General features: G+C 36.6%; 17 protein-coding genes, 2 tRNA genes, 1 pseudogene and 1 riboswitch. Of the genes and pseudogenes, 16 read left to right on the top strand and 4 right to left on the bottom strand.

What is annotated here, in order from left to right; all coding sequences use genetic code 11:
- Window positions 1-116 precede the first annotated feature (116 nt).
- The 4 genes from JCM6256_RS03240 to JCM6256_RS03225 all read left to right on the top strand — a co-directional run bounded on the left by JCM6256_RS03240 (window position 117) and on the right by JCM6256_RS03225 (window position 2674).
- On the top strand, window positions 117-458 hold the full coding sequence (locus JCM6256_RS03240) for a hypothetical protein (protein WP_025080382.1): 342 nt from the start codon (window positions 117-119) through the stop codon (window positions 456-458).
- Between the two features lie 76 nt (window positions 459-534).
- Window positions 535-607 (top strand) — tRNA-Thr (locus tag JCM6256_RS03235).
- Window positions 608-702: 95 nt separating this feature from the next.
- Window positions 703-2016: a C1 family peptidase gene (locus JCM6256_RS03230; RefSeq protein WP_025080381.1), complete on the top strand. Its 1314-nt coding sequence runs from the start codon at window positions 703-705 to the stop codon at window positions 2014-2016.
- A gap of 4 nt (window positions 2017-2020) precedes the next feature.
- The gene (locus JCM6256_RS03225) at window positions 2021-2674 is read left to right on the top strand and encodes an HD domain-containing protein (protein ID WP_025080380.1); all 654 of its coding nucleotides are present in this window, start codon (window positions 2021-2023) and stop codon (window positions 2672-2674) included.
- Between the two features lie 68 nt (window positions 2675-2742).
- Here JCM6256_RS03225 and JCM6256_RS03220 read toward each other — a convergent pair whose 3' ends face one another.
- The gene (locus JCM6256_RS03220) at window positions 2743-4059 is read right to left on the bottom strand and encodes a C1 family peptidase (protein ID WP_025080379.1); all 1317 of its coding nucleotides are present in this window, start codon (window positions 4057-4059) and stop codon (window positions 2743-2745) included.
- A 159-nt stretch (window positions 4060-4218) separates the two neighbouring features.
- Window positions 4219-4335 (bottom strand): annotated as a pseudogene (locus JCM6256_RS10470) (Hsp20 family protein); the annotation flags it as partial.
- A gap of 152 nt (window positions 4336-4487) precedes the next feature.
- On the opposite strand from JCM6256_RS10470, the gene greA reads away from it, so the two are divergent.
- Window positions 4488-4949: a transcription elongation factor GreA gene (gene greA, locus JCM6256_RS03215; protein WP_025080378.1), complete on the top strand. Its 462-nt coding sequence runs from the start codon at window positions 4488-4490 to the stop codon at window positions 4947-4949.
- Window positions 4950-5034: 85 nt separating this feature from the next.
- Window positions 5035-5697 carry a CPBP family intramembrane glutamic endopeptidase gene (locus JCM6256_RS03210; protein ID WP_025080377.1) on the top strand — a complete coding sequence of 221 codons (663 nt, stop codon included), beginning with the start codon at window positions 5035-5037 and terminating at the stop codon, window positions 5695-5697.
- Between the two features lie 50 nt (window positions 5698-5747).
- Here JCM6256_RS03210 and JCM6256_RS03205 read toward each other — a convergent pair.
- A tRNA-Gly gene (locus JCM6256_RS03205) sits at window positions 5748-5818 on the bottom strand.
- Window positions 5819-5861: 43 nt separating this feature from the next.
- Complete coding sequence (locus JCM6256_RS03200) at window positions 5862-6464, bottom strand: SOS response-associated peptidase family protein (protein WP_025080376.1); 603 nt, start codon at window positions 6462-6464, stop codon at window positions 5862-5864.
- Between the two features lie 138 nt (window positions 6465-6602).
- Here JCM6256_RS03200 and trpS point away from each other — a divergent pair, with 138 nt between their 5' ends.
- The 10 genes from trpS (at window position 6603) to purR (ending at window position 17250) form a co-directional block, all read left to right on the top strand.
- Window positions 6603-7631 carry a tryptophan--tRNA ligase gene (gene trpS, locus JCM6256_RS03195; protein ID WP_025080375.1) on the top strand — a complete coding sequence of 343 codons (1029 nt, stop codon included), beginning with the start codon at window positions 6603-6605 and terminating at the stop codon, window positions 7629-7631.
- A 14-nt stretch (window positions 7632-7645) separates the two neighbouring features.
- The gene (locus tag JCM6256_RS03190; protein WP_025080374.1) at window positions 7646-8143 is read left to right on the top strand and encodes a deoxycytidylate deaminase; all 498 of its coding nucleotides are present in this window, start codon (window positions 7646-7648) and stop codon (window positions 8141-8143) included.
- A complete protein-coding gene (locus JCM6256_RS03185; protein WP_025080373.1) occupies window positions 8106-8723 on the top strand; it encodes a TPM domain-containing protein in 618 nt (205 codons plus the stop codon). Before JCM6256_RS03190 ends, JCM6256_RS03185 begins: the two co-directional genes overlap by 38 nt.
- Before the next feature lie 58 nt (window positions 8724-8781).
- Window positions 8782-8945, top strand: a riboswitch (M-box (ykoK) riboswitch).
- 80 nt (window positions 8946-9025) lie between these two features.
- The gene (gene mgtA / locus JCM6256_RS03180) at window positions 9026-11713 is read left to right on the top strand and encodes a magnesium-translocating P-type ATPase (protein ID WP_025080372.1); all 2688 of its coding nucleotides are present in this window, start codon (window positions 9026-9028) and stop codon (window positions 11711-11713) included.
- Between the two features lie 91 nt (window positions 11714-11804).
- Window positions 11805-13781, top strand: a complete 1977-nt coding sequence (gene metG, locus JCM6256_RS03175) for a methionine--tRNA ligase (RefSeq protein WP_025080371.1) — start codon at window positions 11805-11807, stop codon at window positions 13779-13781.
- Complete coding sequence (locus JCM6256_RS03170) at window positions 13781-14548, top strand: TatD family hydrolase (protein ID WP_025080370.1); 768 nt, start codon at window positions 13781-13783, stop codon at window positions 14546-14548. The genes metG and JCM6256_RS03170 overlap by 1 nt, the downstream gene beginning before the upstream one ends.
- Window positions 14535-15104 (top strand): ribonuclease M5, encoded by a 570-nt coding sequence (rnmV, locus tag JCM6256_RS03165; RefSeq protein ID WP_025080369.1) that lies wholly within the window; start codon window positions 14535-14537, stop codon window positions 15102-15104. Before JCM6256_RS03170 ends, rnmV begins: the two co-directional genes overlap by 14 nt.
- A complete protein-coding gene (gene rsmA, locus JCM6256_RS03160) occupies window positions 15094-15981 on the top strand; it encodes a 16S rRNA (adenine(1518)-N(6)/adenine(1519)-N(6))-dimethyltransferase RsmA (RefSeq protein WP_025080368.1) in 888 nt (295 codons plus the stop codon). Before rnmV ends, rsmA begins: the two co-directional genes overlap by 11 nt.
- Before the next feature lie 74 nt (window positions 15982-16055).
- Complete coding sequence (locus JCM6256_RS03155) at window positions 16056-16316, top strand: Veg family protein (protein ID WP_025080367.1); 261 nt, start codon at window positions 16056-16058, stop codon at window positions 16314-16316.
- A 103-nt stretch (window positions 16317-16419) separates the two neighbouring features.
- Window positions 16420-17250: a pur operon repressor gene (gene purR / locus JCM6256_RS03150; protein WP_025080366.1), complete on the top strand. Its 831-nt coding sequence runs from the start codon at window positions 16420-16422 to the stop codon at window positions 17248-17250.
- The last annotated feature ends 42 nt before the right edge of the window (window positions 17251-17292 follow it).

The following is a 17292-nucleotide window of genomic DNA, read 5'->3' as shown; positions in this document are numbered from 1 at the left end:
TATTTTTGAAAAACACTTGCATTAAATAACTATTGTTATATAATAAGAATTGTTAAGAGATGAGTGCAAAAGCTCAAGGAAAAAGTGCTATAAATATAGAATCGAAGGTATTTGAAATGAAGAAGTTAGTCAAAGTTTTAGCAAGTGTAGTTTTATTCTTAGGTTTTGCAGGTGTTAGCTCACAAGTTGTAAGTGCAGCTACAACAGCTTCTCTCGGCTCAGCTGAAATTGCCCCAACTGATCCAGCTATTAAGAAGGGCCAAAAGATCATGGTTATTGTAAAAGATACTAAGAAGCAAACTGTTTCTGTTTACAATGCAAATGCTAAAAAGACTAACAAGTCTGTAAAGATGGGTAGTGAATTTACTGCCAAGGCTGTTAAGAAAGTTCACGGCAAGAAAATCGTTAAAATTTCTTCAAGCAAGTGGCTTAATGTTAAGGATGTTACTCAAGACTAATTCATTTTAAATAGCAAAGTTAATTGAAATTAACAGGTATTCGATAGGAATACCTGTTTTTTGTTATAATAAAGACGCTGCTTTAGCTCAGGAGGTAGAGCACCGCCGTGGTAAGGAGGAGGTCCTCAGTTCAAATCTGAGAAGCAGCTTGATGGCAGACGCAAGTCTGTCTTTTTTTTACGTAAAGATATACAATACTTTTTAATGAAGATAAAAATTAAAAATGAATTAAAGAGGGATGCAAATGACTCATAATTTAACTCTTGATGAAATTAATAGTTTTCAAAAGGAATATCAAGCTAATAAGCAAAATCGTATTGCTGAAATGGCTACTGTAACTAATGGAGTGCAAAAGGCTAGTTTTAATACGGAAAGCGTCAGAGAATTAAATCGTACTTTTTCAATTGAAATTCCAACTGATAATGTAACTGATCAAAAGCAATCTGGTCGTTGTTGGTTATTTGCAGCGCTTAATGTTTTGCGTCATGAATTTGCAAAGAAATACAAGGCTAAGAACTTTACTTTCTCACAAAGCTATCTTTTCTTCTGGGATCGTATTGAACGAGCTAATATTTTCTTTGATCATATTTTAGAAACAGCTGATAAGCCTTTGGAAGATCGTACTGTTCATTACTACATGCAGGCTCCAGATACTGATGGCGGTCAATGGCACATGGCTGTATCTTTAATTAGAAAGTATGGTTTGGTACCAAGTTATGCTTATGATGAAAGTTTTACAGCCAATAGTACTTCCGCATTTAATCAAGCTTTAAATATGAAATTACGTGAAGATGGTTTGGTTTTGCGTAAACTTGCTAAAGAAGGCAAGGATGAAGAAATCGAAGCAAAGCGTAAGGAATTTTTAAGTGAAGTTTACCGCATGGCTGTAATTGCTTTTGGTCAACCTACGCAAAAATTTGATTTAGAATTTAACGATGATAATGGTAAGTACCACTTTGATGGTGATTTAACTCCTGTTGACTTTTTCAAGAATTACTTCACCGATGATTTAGATGATTACGTTGTTTTGTTCAATGCACCTGATCATGAATACAATAAGCTTTATGCCTTGCCATTCGAAGATAATGTTGAAGGCGGTACTCCAGTTCAATTTTTGAATACTGAAATTGATAATTTGAAGAATGCAGCTCTTAAGCAACTTGAGGCTGGCGAAACGCTTTGGTTTGGTTGTGATGTTGGCAAGCAAAGTGATCGTCAAGAGGGACTTTTAGCAGCGAATTTATATGAAACCGACACTTTGTTCAATATTGAAACTAAATTGAATAAAAAAGAACGTCTTTTGACGGGTGCAAGTGGCTCAACTCATGCTATGACTATGGTTGGCGTTGATGTGGTTAATGGCAAACCTCGTCAATGGAAGGTTGAAAACTCATGGGGCAATAAAGTTGGCAAGAATGGCTACTTTGTCATGGATGATAAATGGTTCGATGAATATTTATTCAAAGTTGTTGTTAAGAAGCAGTACTTGCCAAAAGAATTGGTGAAACTTGCCGAAGGTAAGGCTACACCTGTTCCTTGCTGGGATTCTATGGGCTAAAAATATGGATATTACTAAAGTAATTGAATTTACCCAAGAGCAGTTAAAAGATGAGCGAACTGGACATGATTTTTATCATGGCGAACGAGTAGCCCATCTTGCTAGTAAAATGTATTTGCATGACCATCCCACAGCTCACGAAAATAGCCGCGTTAACGCGATTATTCAGACGGGTGGGTACTTACACGATACGATTGATGAAAAGGTCTGTGCAGACCCTGAGGCGGTAATTAAAGAGATTAAAAAACTATTACCTGCTGTTGGCTTTACTGAACTTGAAGTAGAGGATATTTCATTTTCAATCCAACACTTATCTTTTTCAAAAAACATTGATCATCATTATCATTTGCCGATGACTGGTCAATATGTTCAAGATGCGGATAGATTGGAAAGCCTTGGTGCAATTGGGATTGCCCGTGCTTTTACATATGGTGGAAAACATGGCAATTTAATTCATGATCCCAATATTAAACCCGTGCAATTGATTAATCATGATCAATATCGTGAGCATGAAGAAACAACAATTAATCATTTTTATGAGAAACTATTCCATTTGGAAAAGCTGATGAATACGCCTGGCGGCAAAAAAGAAGCTGAACGACGCACTGCTTATATGCGTAATTTCGTTAGAGAATTCATGCAAGAATGGAATGTTTAGTGAATTTGAAAAGCAAAGAAAAAACAAGCATTCAACGAATGCTTGTTTTTGTGTATAATTTTTAATTTTTAAGCAAGTGAGTCCCAAAGTGGAAGATCAGTAATAGGGCCTTCAGCAAGCTTCTTTTGTTCTTCAGTTAAATACTTCTTGTGAACAACAACTTCGTAAACATAGTCGTTGAACCAATCATTGTTCATTACGAAGTAACCTTTATCACCGATCTTGTCGCCCCATGAATTTTCAACTTTCCATTGGCGAATTTCGCCGTTATCTTCGTCTACACCAACTAAAGTCATAGCGTGGGAAACCATGCCGACGCCTGTTCTTAAACGGTCAGCTTTGCTCATATTAAGGTCTACGCCGAATAAATCATTTAACTTGTAAAGGTTGGTATCAAGATAACCGGTTTTGCGATCCATTTGACGAAGAACATCGTTACCAAACCAAACAGCTTCGCCATCTTTTAATTGAGCAACAGCTGCAGAGGTTAAGTATTCCATTGGCACGTTCAAAAGTTTAATTCTGTATGAACCTTCGATGTTGTCTTCACCTGGAAGACCGTAAAGTTTGTCATATTCGTGATCAGGAGCGTTGGTCAAAACAACGTAATCGTCAAGATCAAGGTCGCCTAAGTACTTGTGCAAGAATTCAAGTGGCGTTAAGTTTTTGTCTAAGTGATATTTTTTGTCATCGTCGCGGTATTCAAGGTCAAATTTCTTTGGTGGTTCACCAACGGCAATAGCAGTCATACGGTAAACTTCGCTCAAGAACTTCTTACGAGTCTTTTCAATTTCATCATTTTTGCCGTCTTGCTTTAATTTACGTAAAACAAGCGCATCCTTCTTAAGCTTATCGCCTAAAGCAGTAGCAAAGCCGTCAGTATTGTTAGTGTTGGCATTTTCTGGCATTGCGTATGAAGGAACCAAACCATATTTTTCAACTAAAGCTGCGCCCATGTGGAATTGACCGCCGTCACCACCAGCAAATGACAAGTCAGCCTTAACTTCACGTGAGTCGATTGCTTTATCAGCATTTTTTAATACTTGATCATAGAAAATGTTGGCACGTTCAATTTTATCCCAGAAGAAATTGTAAGCTTGTGAGAAAGTAAAGTTCTTAGCCTTGTACTTTTTACCGAATAAGTGACGGGCAATGTTTAAAGTTGAAAAAAGCCAGCAACGGCCTGAATGCTTTTGATTAGTAACATTGTCGGTATCAAGTTCAGTTGAGAATACACGAGTTAATTCACTTTGAACACGTTCGTTGTAGGAAGCTTCAAGAACACCGCTGCGTTGGGCAGCACGTGCAACGACTTGGTTTTGTGGATCTGAATTGAATTCTTTTGAGAATTCATCAATTTCTTGTAGGGTTAATTTATGAGACATATAAATTCTCCTTTTAATTTTTAATGTTTTCTTAAATTAATCCTATTTTATTCCTTTCTAAGGTAAAAGAAAAGTGAGTCCAATTGAATGAACTCACCTTCTTAGAGAATTATTTAAAATTGATAACCTATTCTAGGACTTCTTGCAATAATCTATAAGTTAATCAATTTGAATTGACTTGTTACTGCTACCAGCAGATTGCTTAGGCAAAGTAATAGTCAATACATCATCATCATACTTTGCATGAATCTGATTTGCAACTTTATTTGGTAATCGAAGTTACAAGATGCATGTTTTTCGCGTTTTCTTTATGGATTTTTCCTTATATTGATTATTGTAGTCGGCTTGAAAAGTTAGTATATTAAGCTTTACAGTATTGAATAATTATTTAAAATCAATTCAGATTAAGAAGGAAATGATAAATTACGATGGTTTATTATCAAAAAATGACGCCAGAAGGCTATAAAGAAATTGAAGATGAAATTGCTAAATTAAAGAAAGATCGCCCACGACGAATTAAAATCTTACAGCAAGCACGAGCTTTAGGTGATTTATCAGAAAATACTGAATATACTGAAGCTAAGCGTGATTTGGGTCATTTACAAAGTCGTTTGCGCTATCTTGGCAAACAATTAAAGTACGCTGAAGTCATTGAAGCAAAAAACGATGGCAAGGTAAATATGGGTTCTAGCGTTGTCTTAAAATTTGAGGATGACGATGAAACTGAAGAATATAAAATCGTTGGCCGAATGGAAGCTGATCTTGCCAAAGGAAAGATTGCTTTCGATTCTCCACTTGGCCAGGCGATTATGAAAAAGAGTGCGGGTGAAACAGGAGTAGTTGAGGCTCCTGCAGGCAGTTATTCAGTAAAAATTGTCGAAGTGAAATAATTATTTCATATACAGATTCATGATTTGCACTTTTTTTGCTATAATATGGAGTTTGTAGGATACAATTCAATTAGGAGTGAAGACTGTGAATACGCCTGAATCAAGAGAGGGTAATCTATTTCGCTATGCAGTGTATGTCATTGGCTATTTAATGGCAATTGGCGTGGTTAAGTTGGTTACTAATAAAGCGCCATTGCATATCTGGGATTTGATTTTATTTTTATTGATCGCTGTAATGGTCTTGCTATTTTATATTTATCGTTTTAATCGTGAACAGCGATTTTTTGAACGATTATTTTCATTGCCGTGGTTAGGAGATTTCGGCTTAACCGTTGGTTTAACTTTAGCAATTACGGCTACCAAAATTATGGTAATGTATCTGCAATCATATAATCGAATTAGCTGGTATGGTTTTCAAATTACATATTTAAAGCATGAATCGACGCATATGTTTTGGTTCTTGATTTTGGCTTATGGTATAGTGTTGCCAATTTTACAGGAATTTTTAGCAACAGGTTTTTTGTTTAATTACATGTTTAGAAAAAATACTGTTGCTACAGCGATTGCGGGAATTATTACTTCCGGAATTTTATTCAGTATTCTCAATTTTCAAGCTTCACTCCCACTTTTAGTAATTAATGCTTGTTATGGCATGCTCTTTGCTTGGTCGTACTTATATACGCAGACATTATGGATGCCAGTGTATTTGGCGGTTGTTGCAGGTGTAATAACCGTGATTATGATTTAAATAAAAAATAAAGACCTAGGATTTTCCTAGGTCTTTATTTTGGCTTTTTAAGCGGATAGCGTGAATCGAACCCGCATCTTCAGCTTGGGAAGCTGACGTTCTACCATTTAACTATACCCGCGTTTATACTGAACATTTTAGCATGATTAATAATGATTACCAAATTAATTTTCATTAGGCAACTTTTTTACGGATAAATCGAAATCAGAACGATCAATAAGATTCGTGAAATTTTGAAAAAGCCAACGTCTTAATTTTTCAGGCTTAATAACTAAAGGCATGCGGTTATGAATTGGTGCCATGTAGGAATTAGGCTCGGTAGTAACCATTGAAAAATTGTCTTTATCATAAATGCCGGCAATCAAGGTAAGGGGATGCTCAGGATCGGAAAAGCTGAAGCGTTCATGATAAGTTTTGCCATTAGTTGCTGGATAAGTATTTTTACTGTATTCAAAAAATTCACTGGCAACGATAATACAGCGTTGCCGGGCAAAGGAGTTATCCCACATTGATGGCTTAGAATCATAAAAGCGTTCAATGCGAGCGTTGAAAATCACTTTGTTATTGTCTATTGGACTTGGATAGCCCCAGTTTTTATTTTGTAGCTGCAATTGATTATCTTTAAAAAGCATGACAGGAGCTTTTTGTTTTGGAAAAACATCCTTTTCTTCACTTGAAAAGTCAGGCGGAATCAAAGGTAAGCCTAAGCCTTGAGTTAAATATTCAGACATTTGTTTTAAATTAGGTATGCGAAATTGATTGCACATTTTAATTCCTCCATGCTTATATTGTAAACGATTTTAGCACTAGTTTAATCATGCTAGTTTTTTTGTTAAAATTAAGATTAATTAATAAATTTAAAGAAAAGAATAGAATTAAATAAAAAAGAAAAGGAAGATAAGATTATGGCAAAGGAAATTTTTCTTTCAGGTGACCGTCCAACTGGCAAGCTTCATATTGGTCACTACATTGGCTCATTGAAAAATAGAGTTAAGCTTCAAAACGAAGGTAAATATGATCCATATATCATGATTGCCGATACGCAAGCTTTAACAGACAACGCTCGTGATCCTGAAAAGATTCAAAACAGTTTAATTCAAGTTGCACTTGATTATTTAGCTGTAGGTATCGATCCAAGCAAGTCAACTATTTTTGTACAATCACAAATTCCAGCTTTGTTTGAATTGACCGCTTACTACATGGATTTAGTAACTGTTGCTCGTCTTGAAAGAAATCCTACTGTTAAGACGGAAATTAAGCAAAAAGGCTTCAAAGATTCAATTCCTGTGGGTTTCTTGAACTATCCTGTTTCTCAAGCTGCCGATATTACTGCTTTTAAAGCAACTTTGATTCCAGTTGGCGATGACCAAGAACCAATGATTGAACAAACCCGCGAAATCGTTCGTACTTTCAATCGTGTTTACAATTGCGATGTTTTAGTTGAACCTAAGGGCTACTTCCCACCTAAGGGTTCAGGTCGTCTACCAGGTCTTGATGGTAATGCCAAAATGTCCAAGTCACTTGGCAACTGTATCTACTTATCAGATGATGCTAAGACTGTACAAAAGAAAGTTATGTCAATGTATACCGACCCTGATCATATTCACGTTGAAGATCCAGGTAAGATTGAAGGCAATACTGTCTTTACTTATCTTGATGTCTTTGATCCAGATAAGGATAAGGTTGCAGAACTTAAGGAAGAATATCAAAAGGGTGGCCTTGGTGACGTTAAGATTAAGCGTTACTTGAACAAGGTTTTGGAAAATGAATTAGCACCTATTCGTGAACGTCGTGAAAAGTATGCTCAAGATACTGACGCTGTTTACGAAATGTTAGTTGAAGGTTCAAATAAGGCAAACGAAAAGGCAAATCAAACTTTGCAAGAAGTTAGAGAAGCTATTGGACTTAACTACTTTGGTCACTTTGATAAGTAATAAGAGGCAATAATATGCACGATCGAATTCCTTGGAAACAATATTTTATGATGCAGGCCTTAGTTATTGCGCAAAGGTCAACTTGCAATCGGGCTTTGGTCGGCAGCGTTCTTGTAAAAGATAATCGAATTATTGGGACAGGCTATAATGGCTCAGTTTCCGGTCAACCTCACTGTGATGATGTTGGTCACCAAATGGTTGATGGCCATTGTGTAAGAACAATTCATTCAGAGATGAATTCACTAATTCAATGTGCGAAAAATGGCGTTTCAACTGATGGAACCGAGATTTATGTAACACATTTTCCATGTTATAACTGTACCAAGGCTTTGCTTCAAGCAGGCATAAAAAAGATAAATTATTACTTTGATTATCGCGATAATCCTTTAGCAATTCAGCTTTTGCAGGATTGCGGAGTACCATATGAACAAATTAAAATTGATCGAAAATATGTTGAAGGTTTGGCACATAAACTTGAAGAAGACGAAAACAATACTCATCAATCTAATTAGTTTTTTAAGCTTAGCAGTTGTATTTATGACCACTACTGGCTTTGTTCAAGCGAATGTGGTTGATGATGCACATATTCTTAATCATCAAACAAAGACTTTAATTCAAGAAAAAAATGATCGCTATTTGCAAACAAAAGAGAAACCACAGATAGCGGTAATTACGGTTAAACGTTTAAATAAATTGACTCCTAAATTACTCAATTCTTCTAAGAAAACTGCTTATATCGTAGTAGGGGAAAAGGGTAAGAAGCGAAATGTACAAATTTTTTCTTCAAAAGATTTGCATGGAGCTTTTACTGCTGATTCGCGGATGAATATTATCCGTGCGGCAGGACCTAAATTGCGTAACAAGAGCAATAAAACTTTTAACAGCGGCTTGCGATTTGTATTTAGAGCATGTGCAACAAAAATTGATCAACAGTATCAGTATTCATTAGATAAGTACGATTTAACCAACGAAGAGCAAGACAAAATCAGTCATCCTCATCGTGTAGCCTTGCCAATCGCACTGGCAATTGTATTGTTGATTATGGCATTGGCCTATCTTTTTAAACAAGCAAGTAGCCGTCAAGAAAAATAGCTTTTCTCTATTTGACGTGAACCGTAGATAAGTATTAGAATTTTTATAGATAATTTAGCAAATAAACTGTTAGGTGAGACTCCTACGTGAACACACGCTATCGCCCAGAAACATCCAGAGATGCCAACGGGTTAAATAGGTGTCGTCGACTTAAGGCGAGATCCAGATAGCTAGCATGTGCTTACGTCACGTAGTGTTAAAACTGAACGACGAGTATCGAGAAGCCTTGTTTGGCATGAAGTCACCTGCAGATCTGTAGGTGGCTTTTTTGGTTTGTTTGCGCAAAAACGAGGAGGAGAAACATGCTAAATGTGAAGACGTCCAAGAAGAGCAAAAATGCGGACTTTCAGTTAGTGCAAAAGATTGCCCGCGAAACTCGAGTGGAAACTTTGGCGCGCTTGCATGCCAGCGCAGAGGGTCTATCTACCAGGCAAGCAAACCTAAATCGCGAAGAATATGGTGCTAATGAAATTGACACCAGCAAAAACGATTCAAAAATTCACTATTTCGTGGAAGCTTTCTTAACGCCTTTTACTATTATCTTGATTGTTCTTGCAGTAATCATGTGTTTAGCAGATATTGTGCCAAGTAACCAAAATAATGTGGGAACTTTGATTATAATTTTGGCCATGGTGGTTATTGCCGGCATCATCAAGTTTGTTCAAAATATTAAAACTTCAGATGCTGTCGATAACATGCTTCAGATGGTTTCAGTTACGACCAATATTAAGCGTGATGATGAAGATCAAGAATTACCAACGGATCAGGTTGTTGTAGGAGATGTGATTAACCTTGAAGCTGGCGACATGGTGCCAGCTGATATGCGTCTTTTGAGAAGCAAGGATTTATTCTGCACAACGAGTTCAATTAATGGCGATTTTGAGCCTAAAGAAAAAATTGCGACCAAAGTACCTCGGTTTGAACAATTAAATGATCATTTAAATTATCCAAATATTTTGTATCAAGGAACAACTATTGTTTCTGGTTCCGGAACAGGGGTTGTATTTGCGACAGGCGAAAATACGGCTTTTGGCGCAGAAGTTCAAGCAGCTAATCGTAAGCAGATTCGCAAAAATACATTTGGCATTGGCATAAAAAGCATTACTAAATTGCAGTTAATCATGATGGCAGCTGTTAGTGGCATAGTTTTCGTGTTAAACGGAATTTTGAAGCAAGATTGGCTTAGCGCCCTAGCTTTCGCAATTACAGTTGCAGTTATGTTGACGCCAGAAATGCTGCCAGCTATTGTTACTTCTAATTTGGTTCGCGGAAGCAAAGAAATGTCCAAGGGTGGCACAATTGTTAAGAAACTTAGTTCTATTCAAAGTTTGGGTTCAACCGATGTTCTTTGTACTGATAAAACAGGTATTTTAACCCAAGATAAAGTTATGCTTGAGCGTCACTATGACCTAGGGATGAATGAAACACGGCGTGTTTTGCAACTGGGATATTTGAATGCTTACTATCAAACAGGGATGCAAGATTTAATTGATGAAGCCGTTATTGATGCGGCTGGCGATGAGCTTGATGTTGATGATATTCAGCGTGATTATAATAAAATCGACGAAATTCCTTTTGATTATACGCGAAGACGCATGAGTGTAGTGGTTGCCAATTCTGACTATAATCACGGCGAGCACCTTTTAGTTACTAAGGGTGCCGCTGAAGAAATGCTTGATGTTTCTACTCAAATTGAATTAAATGGTGAAATTTTGCCTTTAACTGAGCAGCGACGCAATAAGATATTAGAACAAGTTGATGATATGAACAGTGATGGCTTGCGGGTTTTGCTTTTAGGATATAAGCGCAATCCGGCTCCAGTTGGCGAGTTTTCAGTTAAAGACGAAAGTGATTTAACTTTGGTAGGTTTCCTAACTTTCCTTGATCCGCCTAAAGAAAGTGCGCGTGCCACTTTGGCCAAGCTTAATCGTGACGGCATCACTGTTAAAATTTTAACCGGCGATAATGAAGCAGTAACGCGTACGTTAGGCCTTCAAGTGGGTTTAAACGTCGATACAGTTTATTCAGCTGAAGATTTTGAAGGCAAAAACGATGATGAACTTGCACAAATGGTTGAAGAAAGCAATATTTTTGTCCAGTTAACGCCTGAACTTAAGACTAAAATTATTAAGCTTTTGCGTCGAAATGGTCACATTGTTAGTTGTGTTGGCGATAAAATCAATGATGCTCCTGCTATGCGCAATTCCGATGTCGCTATTTCTGTCGATAATGCTGTTGACGTTGCCAAAGAAACAGCTGATGTGATTTTGCTTCATAAAGATTTAGCTTTGCTTGAAGAAGCGATTAGAACAAGTCGAAAAGTCTTTGGCAATATTATGAAATATTTCAAGGTGATTTTGACTTCCAGCTTTGGCAATTCTATTTCAATTATTATTGCGTCGGCATGCTTGCCATTTTTACCGCTTTTGCCGTTGCAATTGGTTTTATTAAATTTGATCATTGGAATTAGCTACTTGATCATTCCGTTTGATAGCATGTCGGCTACTTATTTAAAGGCGCCACGCAGTTTATCCATTAAAAAGCTGCCTAACTTTATGCTAGCTTTCGGTCCAGTTTCAACTTTGCTTGATTTAATTACCTTCGCTGTATTGTTTTGGGTGATTTGTCCCCATGTTGCAGGTGGTAATTTTGGTAGTTTGTCTGTGGAAAATAAAATATTATTTAGTTCGATCTTTTACACAGGCTGGTTCATCGAAAGTTTATGGATGCAAGAATTTTCAATTCATGCTTTACGTGATGAACGTTTTCCATTTATTCATCAACATGCCAGTTGGATTGTAATAGCTTCAACTTTTGCGGCCGCGATTATTGGTACGCTAATTCCATTTTCGGGAATTAATCATATTTTAGGGTTTGGAAAGATACCTCTTTTCTACTTGTGGATAGTTGTTGGATTAATGGTACTTTATTTGTTATTAACAACTGTAATGAAGCAAATTTATCTTAAAAAAGAGAAATTTTTAATTTAATAACCGTAAAAAAGGAATTCTAGTAAGGAATTCCTTTTTTTGATGGTGTATCATGGTATGTAAGATTATTTTCATTTAAGGAGTTAAAAGTATGGCTGATAAAAAAACTTTTTATATTACAACCCCAATTTATTATCCTTCAGGTAAATTAACTATTGGTAACGCATATACCACAGTTGCGGCCGATTCAATGGCTCGTTATAAGCGTGCACAAGGCTACGATACATTCTTCTTAACAGGAGATGATGAACATGGCCTTAAGATCGAACAAAAGGCTGAAGCTCAAGGCATTAAGCCACAAGAATATGTTGATAAGATGGCAGATTCATACAAGAAGTTATGGAAGATGCTCGATATTTCTTACGATAAGTTTATTCGTACCAGTGATCCTGAACACGTTGCTGCTGTACAAAAGATTTTTGAAAAACTTCTCAAGCAAGGCGATATTTATTTAGGCGAATACACTGGTTGGTATTCAGTAGAAGACGAAGAATACTTTACTGAATCACAACTTGCCGAAGTTTATAAAGATGATGATGGCAATGTAATCGGTGGTAAGGCGCCATCTGGCCACGAAGTTCGTTTGGTTAAGGAACCTTCATACTTCTTCAAGATGAGTAAGTATGCTGACAGATTGGTTGAATACTATAAAGAACATCCAGATTTCATTTTGCCTCATTCACGTGAAAAGGAAATGATCAATAACTTCATCAAGCCAGGTTTGGAAGATCTTTCTGTCACTCGTACAACTGTTGACTGGGGAATTCCTGTTCCAAGCGATCCTAAGCACGTTGTTTATGTTTGGATTGATGCTTTATCCAACTATATTACTGCTTTGGGCTACGGTTCAGATGATGATTCACTCTTTAAGAAGTATTGGCCAGCTGATGTTCACTTGGTAGGTAAGGAAATCGTACGTTTCCACACTATTTACTGGCCAATTATGCTTATGGCATTGGGCTTGCCACTTCCTAAGCAAATCTTTGGTCACGGCTGGGTACTTATGAAAGACGGTAAGATGTCTAAGTCTAAAGGTAATGCCGTTTACCCAGAAATGATCGTTGAACGTTATGGCCTTGATGCTCTTCGTTACTACTTGATGCGTGAAATTCCATTTGGTTCAGATGGTATCTTCACTCCAGAAGACTTCGTTGAAAGAGTAAACTTTGACTTAGCTAATGACCTTGGCAATCTTTTGAACAGAACTGTTTCAATGATTAATCAATACCAAGATGGTATGGTTGCTCCTGTAGTTAAGGATCAAGATGAATTTGGCGAAGATTTAATGAAGACTGCTAAGGAAACTATTGCTGAATACGAAAAGCAAATGGATGCTCTTCACTTCTCTCAAGCTTTAGATGCAGTTTGGAAGCTTATTTCACGTGCTAATAAGTACATCGATGAAACTACTCCTTGGACTTTAAACAAGGAAGGCAAGAAGGAAGAATTGTCACGTGTTATGACTAACTTGGCAGAAAGTCTTCGTTTAGTTGCTATTTTGATTTCACCAATCATGACTCAAAATCCTGTTCAGATGTTCAAGCAATTAGGTCTTGATTGGAATAATGCCGATCAAAAGAAGCTTGAATTTGGTGGCTTTGGCTGGAATGTAAAGGTTACTGAAAAGCCAACTCCAATCTTCCCAAGACTTAAGAATGATGTAGAAGTTAAATACATCAAGGAACAAATGAAGAAGGCAAAGCCAAAGAAGCAAACTAGAAGTGAACAAAAGCAAGAAAAGCACATCACTATTGATGACTTTGACAAGGTTAAGATTCAAGTTGGTCAAATTTTGTCAGTTGAACCAGTTAAGGGTTCTAACAAACTTCTCATGTTTAAGTTAGACTTTGGCGATGGTCAAGAAAGACAAATTTTGAGTGGCATTCGCAAGTTCTATCCAGATGCAAGCGAACTTTTGGATAAGAAAGTTTTGGCTGTTACTAACTTGAAGCCACGTAAGATGCTTGGTCACGAAAGTCAAGGTATGCTTTTATCTAGTGAAAAGAATGGCGAAGTTAAGTTGGCAATTGTCAGTGATGAACATGCAAATGGAGCACAATTAGGTTAATGCAAATTATTGATAATCATACGCACTTGAATGATGAGCCTTTTCGTGGTAAAGAACAATATTATCTTGAGCGTGCCAAAGCATTAAACGTAACCAAGGTGATTTGTGCAGGCCAAGATCCTGAATTTAATGATCGGGCAGTTGATTTAGCGCAACGTTTTGATAATGTCTATGCGATGGTCGGCTATTGTCCCGATGTTGCTAAGGATTATGATCAAAAGGCTGAAGATAAATTGATCGAGCAATTGCAAATGCCTAAAGTGGTTGCTATGGGTGAAATCGGTCTTGATTATTATTGGGATGAATCACCAAGAGATAAACAACGGGAAGTTTTTGCTCGTCAAATTGAAGTTGCCCATGATTTGAAGATGCCGGTTGATATTCATACTAGGGATGCTTTTGATGATTGCTACAAAATTTTAAAAGATAGCAATCTTGAGTATGGTGCAATTTTGCATAGCTTCAATGGCGGAATTGATTGGCTTAACAAGTTTTTAGATTTGAATGTCTACTTTTCATATTCAGGTGTTGTGTCCTTTACTAAGGCTACAGAAGTTCATGAATCTGCTAAGGCTGTACCCATGGATCGCTTTATGGTAGAGACAGATGCTCCGTATTTAACGCCGAAACCATATCGAGGCAGACAGAATGAAACTGGATATGTTCGTTACGTTGCTCAGGCTATTGCGGATTTAAAAGAAATTTCTTTAGAAAAGGTTGCGGATGCAACTTATGCAAATACTGTGAGAGTTTATGGTCTTAAATAAAAAGAACTTTAATGCGGTTGTCGTTGTTGAGGGAAAAGACGACACAATTCGTTTGAAACAATTTTTCCCTGGAATTGAAACTGTTGAAACAAATGGCTCAGCTGTTTCTAAGCAAGTTTTAGAGGAATTGAAAAAACTTAGTCAAAGTCGTGAGATTATTGTTTTTACTGACCCTGATTTTAATGGTGAAAGAATTCGTCGAATTGTTACAGAAGCAATTCCGACTGCTAAGCAGGCTTTTATTACTCGTAAAGAAGGCGAACCTGAAAAACGCGGTAATAGCCTTGGTGTTGAACATGCATCTAAGGAAGCTTTAGAACGGGCTTTAAGCGATTTGCACGAAGTTGAAAGAAAACAAAGTGATTTGACTGAAGAAGCATATCGCTCATTAGGTTTAGCTGGTGGCAGTGATGCTAAAAAAATGCGCGAAAAGGTTGGAGCTATTCTTAGCGTAGGATATGGCAATTCTAAAACTTTTTATAAGCGTTTGTTAACTTTCGGTATTTCACTTTCAGAATTGAAAGACGCGTTAGAGGAGGCTAAAAATGGCAAATAGAATTCCAATTGGTTCAGCAGTTAGAACGCAGGCAATTGTTAATCGTTATTTTGTGAAAGCTAAAAAGAATTTAGGACAAAACTTTTTAATTGATCAAAATGCAATTTTAGGTATTGTTAGTGCAGCGGATATTCATGCTGACGATCAAGTAATTGAAATTGGACCAGGAATTGGTTCTTTGACTGAACAGCTTCTTTTAGCAGGTGCGAAAGTTTTTGCCTATGAAGTTGACTCAAGTTTGCCAGAAATTCTAAAAAATGAGTTGCCAGCTAAAATTGGTGACGCTGATTTAGATGATCGCTTCAAGCTTCTCTTAAAAGATGTTTTGAAAGCTGATTTTCAAAAAGATATTGGCGATTTCTTTGATTTTTCTAAACCTATTAAAGTGGTAGCTAACTTGCCGTACTACATTACAACTCCAATTATTTTTGCATTGGCTGATTCAGATTTGAAATTTGCTAGTTTGACTTTAATGATGCAAAAAGAAGTAGCAGAGCGCTTGGAAGCTAAGCCAGGTTCTAAGGCTTATGGTCCACTTACAATTGCTGTTCAAACAAGAATGAATGTTGAACTTGCTTTGCAGGTAAATCATGAAAGCTTTATGCCACGGCCTAAAGTTGATTCAAGCGTTATCGTTTTAACGCCTTTAGTTGATAAGTATGATATTGATGACTATAAGCACTTCAATCATGTAATAAAGATGTGCTTTTCTCAAAGACGTAAAACTTTGAATAATAATTTGAAGACGTTGGTACCTGATAAAAATGATCGTGAAAATTTAATTAAATCTTTAGGCGTAGATGTCCGCGTTCGACCAGAAGACTTAACAATTTCACAATTTATTGATATTGCACGTGCTATTCCCGCTAAACACTAGGAATAACGACTTTGTGAAAAACTTGATATAATTTTAAAATTATGTTAAAATGGCTACAAAGGAGTTGTTTTTTAGTGCCAACATCGATTAATACGATTAAACACAAGTTGGATTCTCACTTAGGCGATACCTTAACAGTAGTAGCTCAAGCGGGTCGTAAGAAGATTACAAAGAGACACGGCGTTTTAAAAGAAACATTCCCTGCAGTATTTGTAGTAGATTTAGATCAAGACAAAAATAATTTTGAACATGTTTCTTATAGTTACACTGATCTTTTAACTAAGAACATCGAATTAGAATTTGATGACGAAGAAGCTGAAGAAGCAGAAGCTTAAAAAATGATAATTTTTAGCACTAACGTTTAAAATGTTAGTGCTTTTTTTTGCCTTTTAGAGTATATTTGTAAAAGATAAAAGCAAACATTAGAAAGGAAAAAACATGAAACGTTCAGAAAGATTGGTAGACATGACCAAATACCTCATGGAACGCCCCCATACTTTGATTTCACTCCCTTTCTTTGCAAAGAGATATGACGCAGCGAAATCATCTATTTCAGAAGATTTATCAATTTTGAAACATACACTTGCTGGCAATCAAGATGGAATTTTGGAAACAGTTGCTGGTGCTGCAGGTGGCGTACGTTACATCCCATACTTAGGTAAAAAGCATGCAGAAGAATATTTGACAGATTTAGCATCCAGAATTGAAGATTCAAGTCGAATTTTGCCAGGTGGCTTTGTATATTTATCTGATATTTTGGGTAATACGCAAGATTTACGTAGAATTGGCGAATTAATTGCAACAAAATATGCATATGCAAATATCGATGCAGTAATGACTGTTGAAACTAAGGGTATTGCTTTAGCTCAAGCAACAGCTCGTTACTTGGACGTTCCATTTGTAACAGCTCGTAAGCGTTCAAAAGTAACAGAAGGCGCAACGGTTTCAGTAAATTATATTTCATCTTCACTTGATAGAGTTTCTAAAATGGAACTTCCAACTCGAGCTCTCAAGAAAGGCTCAAATGTTTTAGTAGTCGACGACTTTATGAAAGGCGGAGGCACCTTAACTGGTATGGAAGAATTAGTTAAAGAATTTGATTCAACTGTTGCTGGTATTTGTGTCCTTTGTGAAGCAGATTTTGATAAGAATAAGTTGGTTGATGACTACTTATCATTAGTTAAAATCAGTAATATCGATACCCAAAAGAAGCTTATTATGGCAGAACCGGGCAACTTCTTGACTGAAACTGATTTTAGTCGTTTTTAAATGGTATACTAGTAGCAAGTTTAAGTATTAAGAGGGTTAAAT

This window comes from Lactobacillus hamsteri DSM 5661 = JCM 6256 (assembly GCF_000615445.1).
GTDB classification, from domain to species: domain Bacteria; phylum Bacillota; class Bacilli; order Lactobacillales; family Lactobacillaceae; genus Lactobacillus; species Lactobacillus hamsteri.
The sequence above is the reverse complement of the archived record's forward strand: the minus strand, read 5'-3'. Positions and strand labels throughout refer to the sequence as shown.

Coding starts and splice junctions, on each gene's coding strand:
- JCM6256_RS03240 (WP_025080382.1), top strand. CDS start 117: ATGAAGAAGTTAGTCAAAGTTTTAGCAAGTGTAGTTTTATTCTTAGGT.
- JCM6256_RS03230 (WP_025080381.1), top strand. CDS start 703: ATGACTCATAATTTAACTCTTGATGAAATTAATAGTTTTCAAAAGGAA.
- JCM6256_RS03225 (WP_025080380.1), top strand. CDS start 2,021: ATGGATATTACTAAAGTAATTGAATTTACCCAAGAGCAGTTAAAAGAT.
- JCM6256_RS03220 (WP_025080379.1), bottom strand. CDS start 4,059: ATGTCTCATAAATTAACCCTACAAGAAATTGATGAATTCTCAAAAGAA.
- greA (WP_025080378.1), top strand. CDS start 4,488: ATGGTTTATTATCAAAAAATGACGCCAGAAGGCTATAAAGAAATTGAA.
- JCM6256_RS03200 (WP_025080376.1), bottom strand. CDS start 6,464: ATGTGCAATCAATTTCGCATACCTAATTTAAAACAAATGTCTGAATAT.
- trpS (WP_025080375.1), top strand. CDS start 6,603: ATGGCAAAGGAAATTTTTCTTTCAGGTGACCGTCCAACTGGCAAGCTT.
- JCM6256_RS03190 (WP_025080374.1), top strand. CDS start 7,646: ATGCACGATCGAATTCCTTGGAAACAATATTTTATGATGCAGGCCTTA.
- mgtA (WP_025080372.1), top strand. CDS start 9,026: ATGCTAAATGTGAAGACGTCCAAGAAGAGCAAAAATGCGGACTTTCAG.
- metG (WP_025080371.1), top strand. CDS start 11,805: ATGGCTGATAAAAAAACTTTTTATATTACAACCCCAATTTATTATCCT.
- JCM6256_RS03170 (WP_025080370.1), top strand. CDS start 13,781: ATGCAAATTATTGATAATCATACGCACTTGAATGATGAGCCTTTTCGT.
- rnmV (WP_025080369.1), top strand. CDS start 14,535: ATGGTCTTAAATAAAAAGAACTTTAATGCGGTTGTCGTTGTTGAGGGA.
- rsmA (WP_025080368.1), top strand. CDS start 15,094: ATGGCAAATAGAATTCCAATTGGTTCAGCAGTTAGAACGCAGGCAATT.
- purR (WP_025080366.1), top strand. CDS start 16,420: ATGAAACGTTCAGAAAGATTGGTAGACATGACCAAATACCTCATGGAA.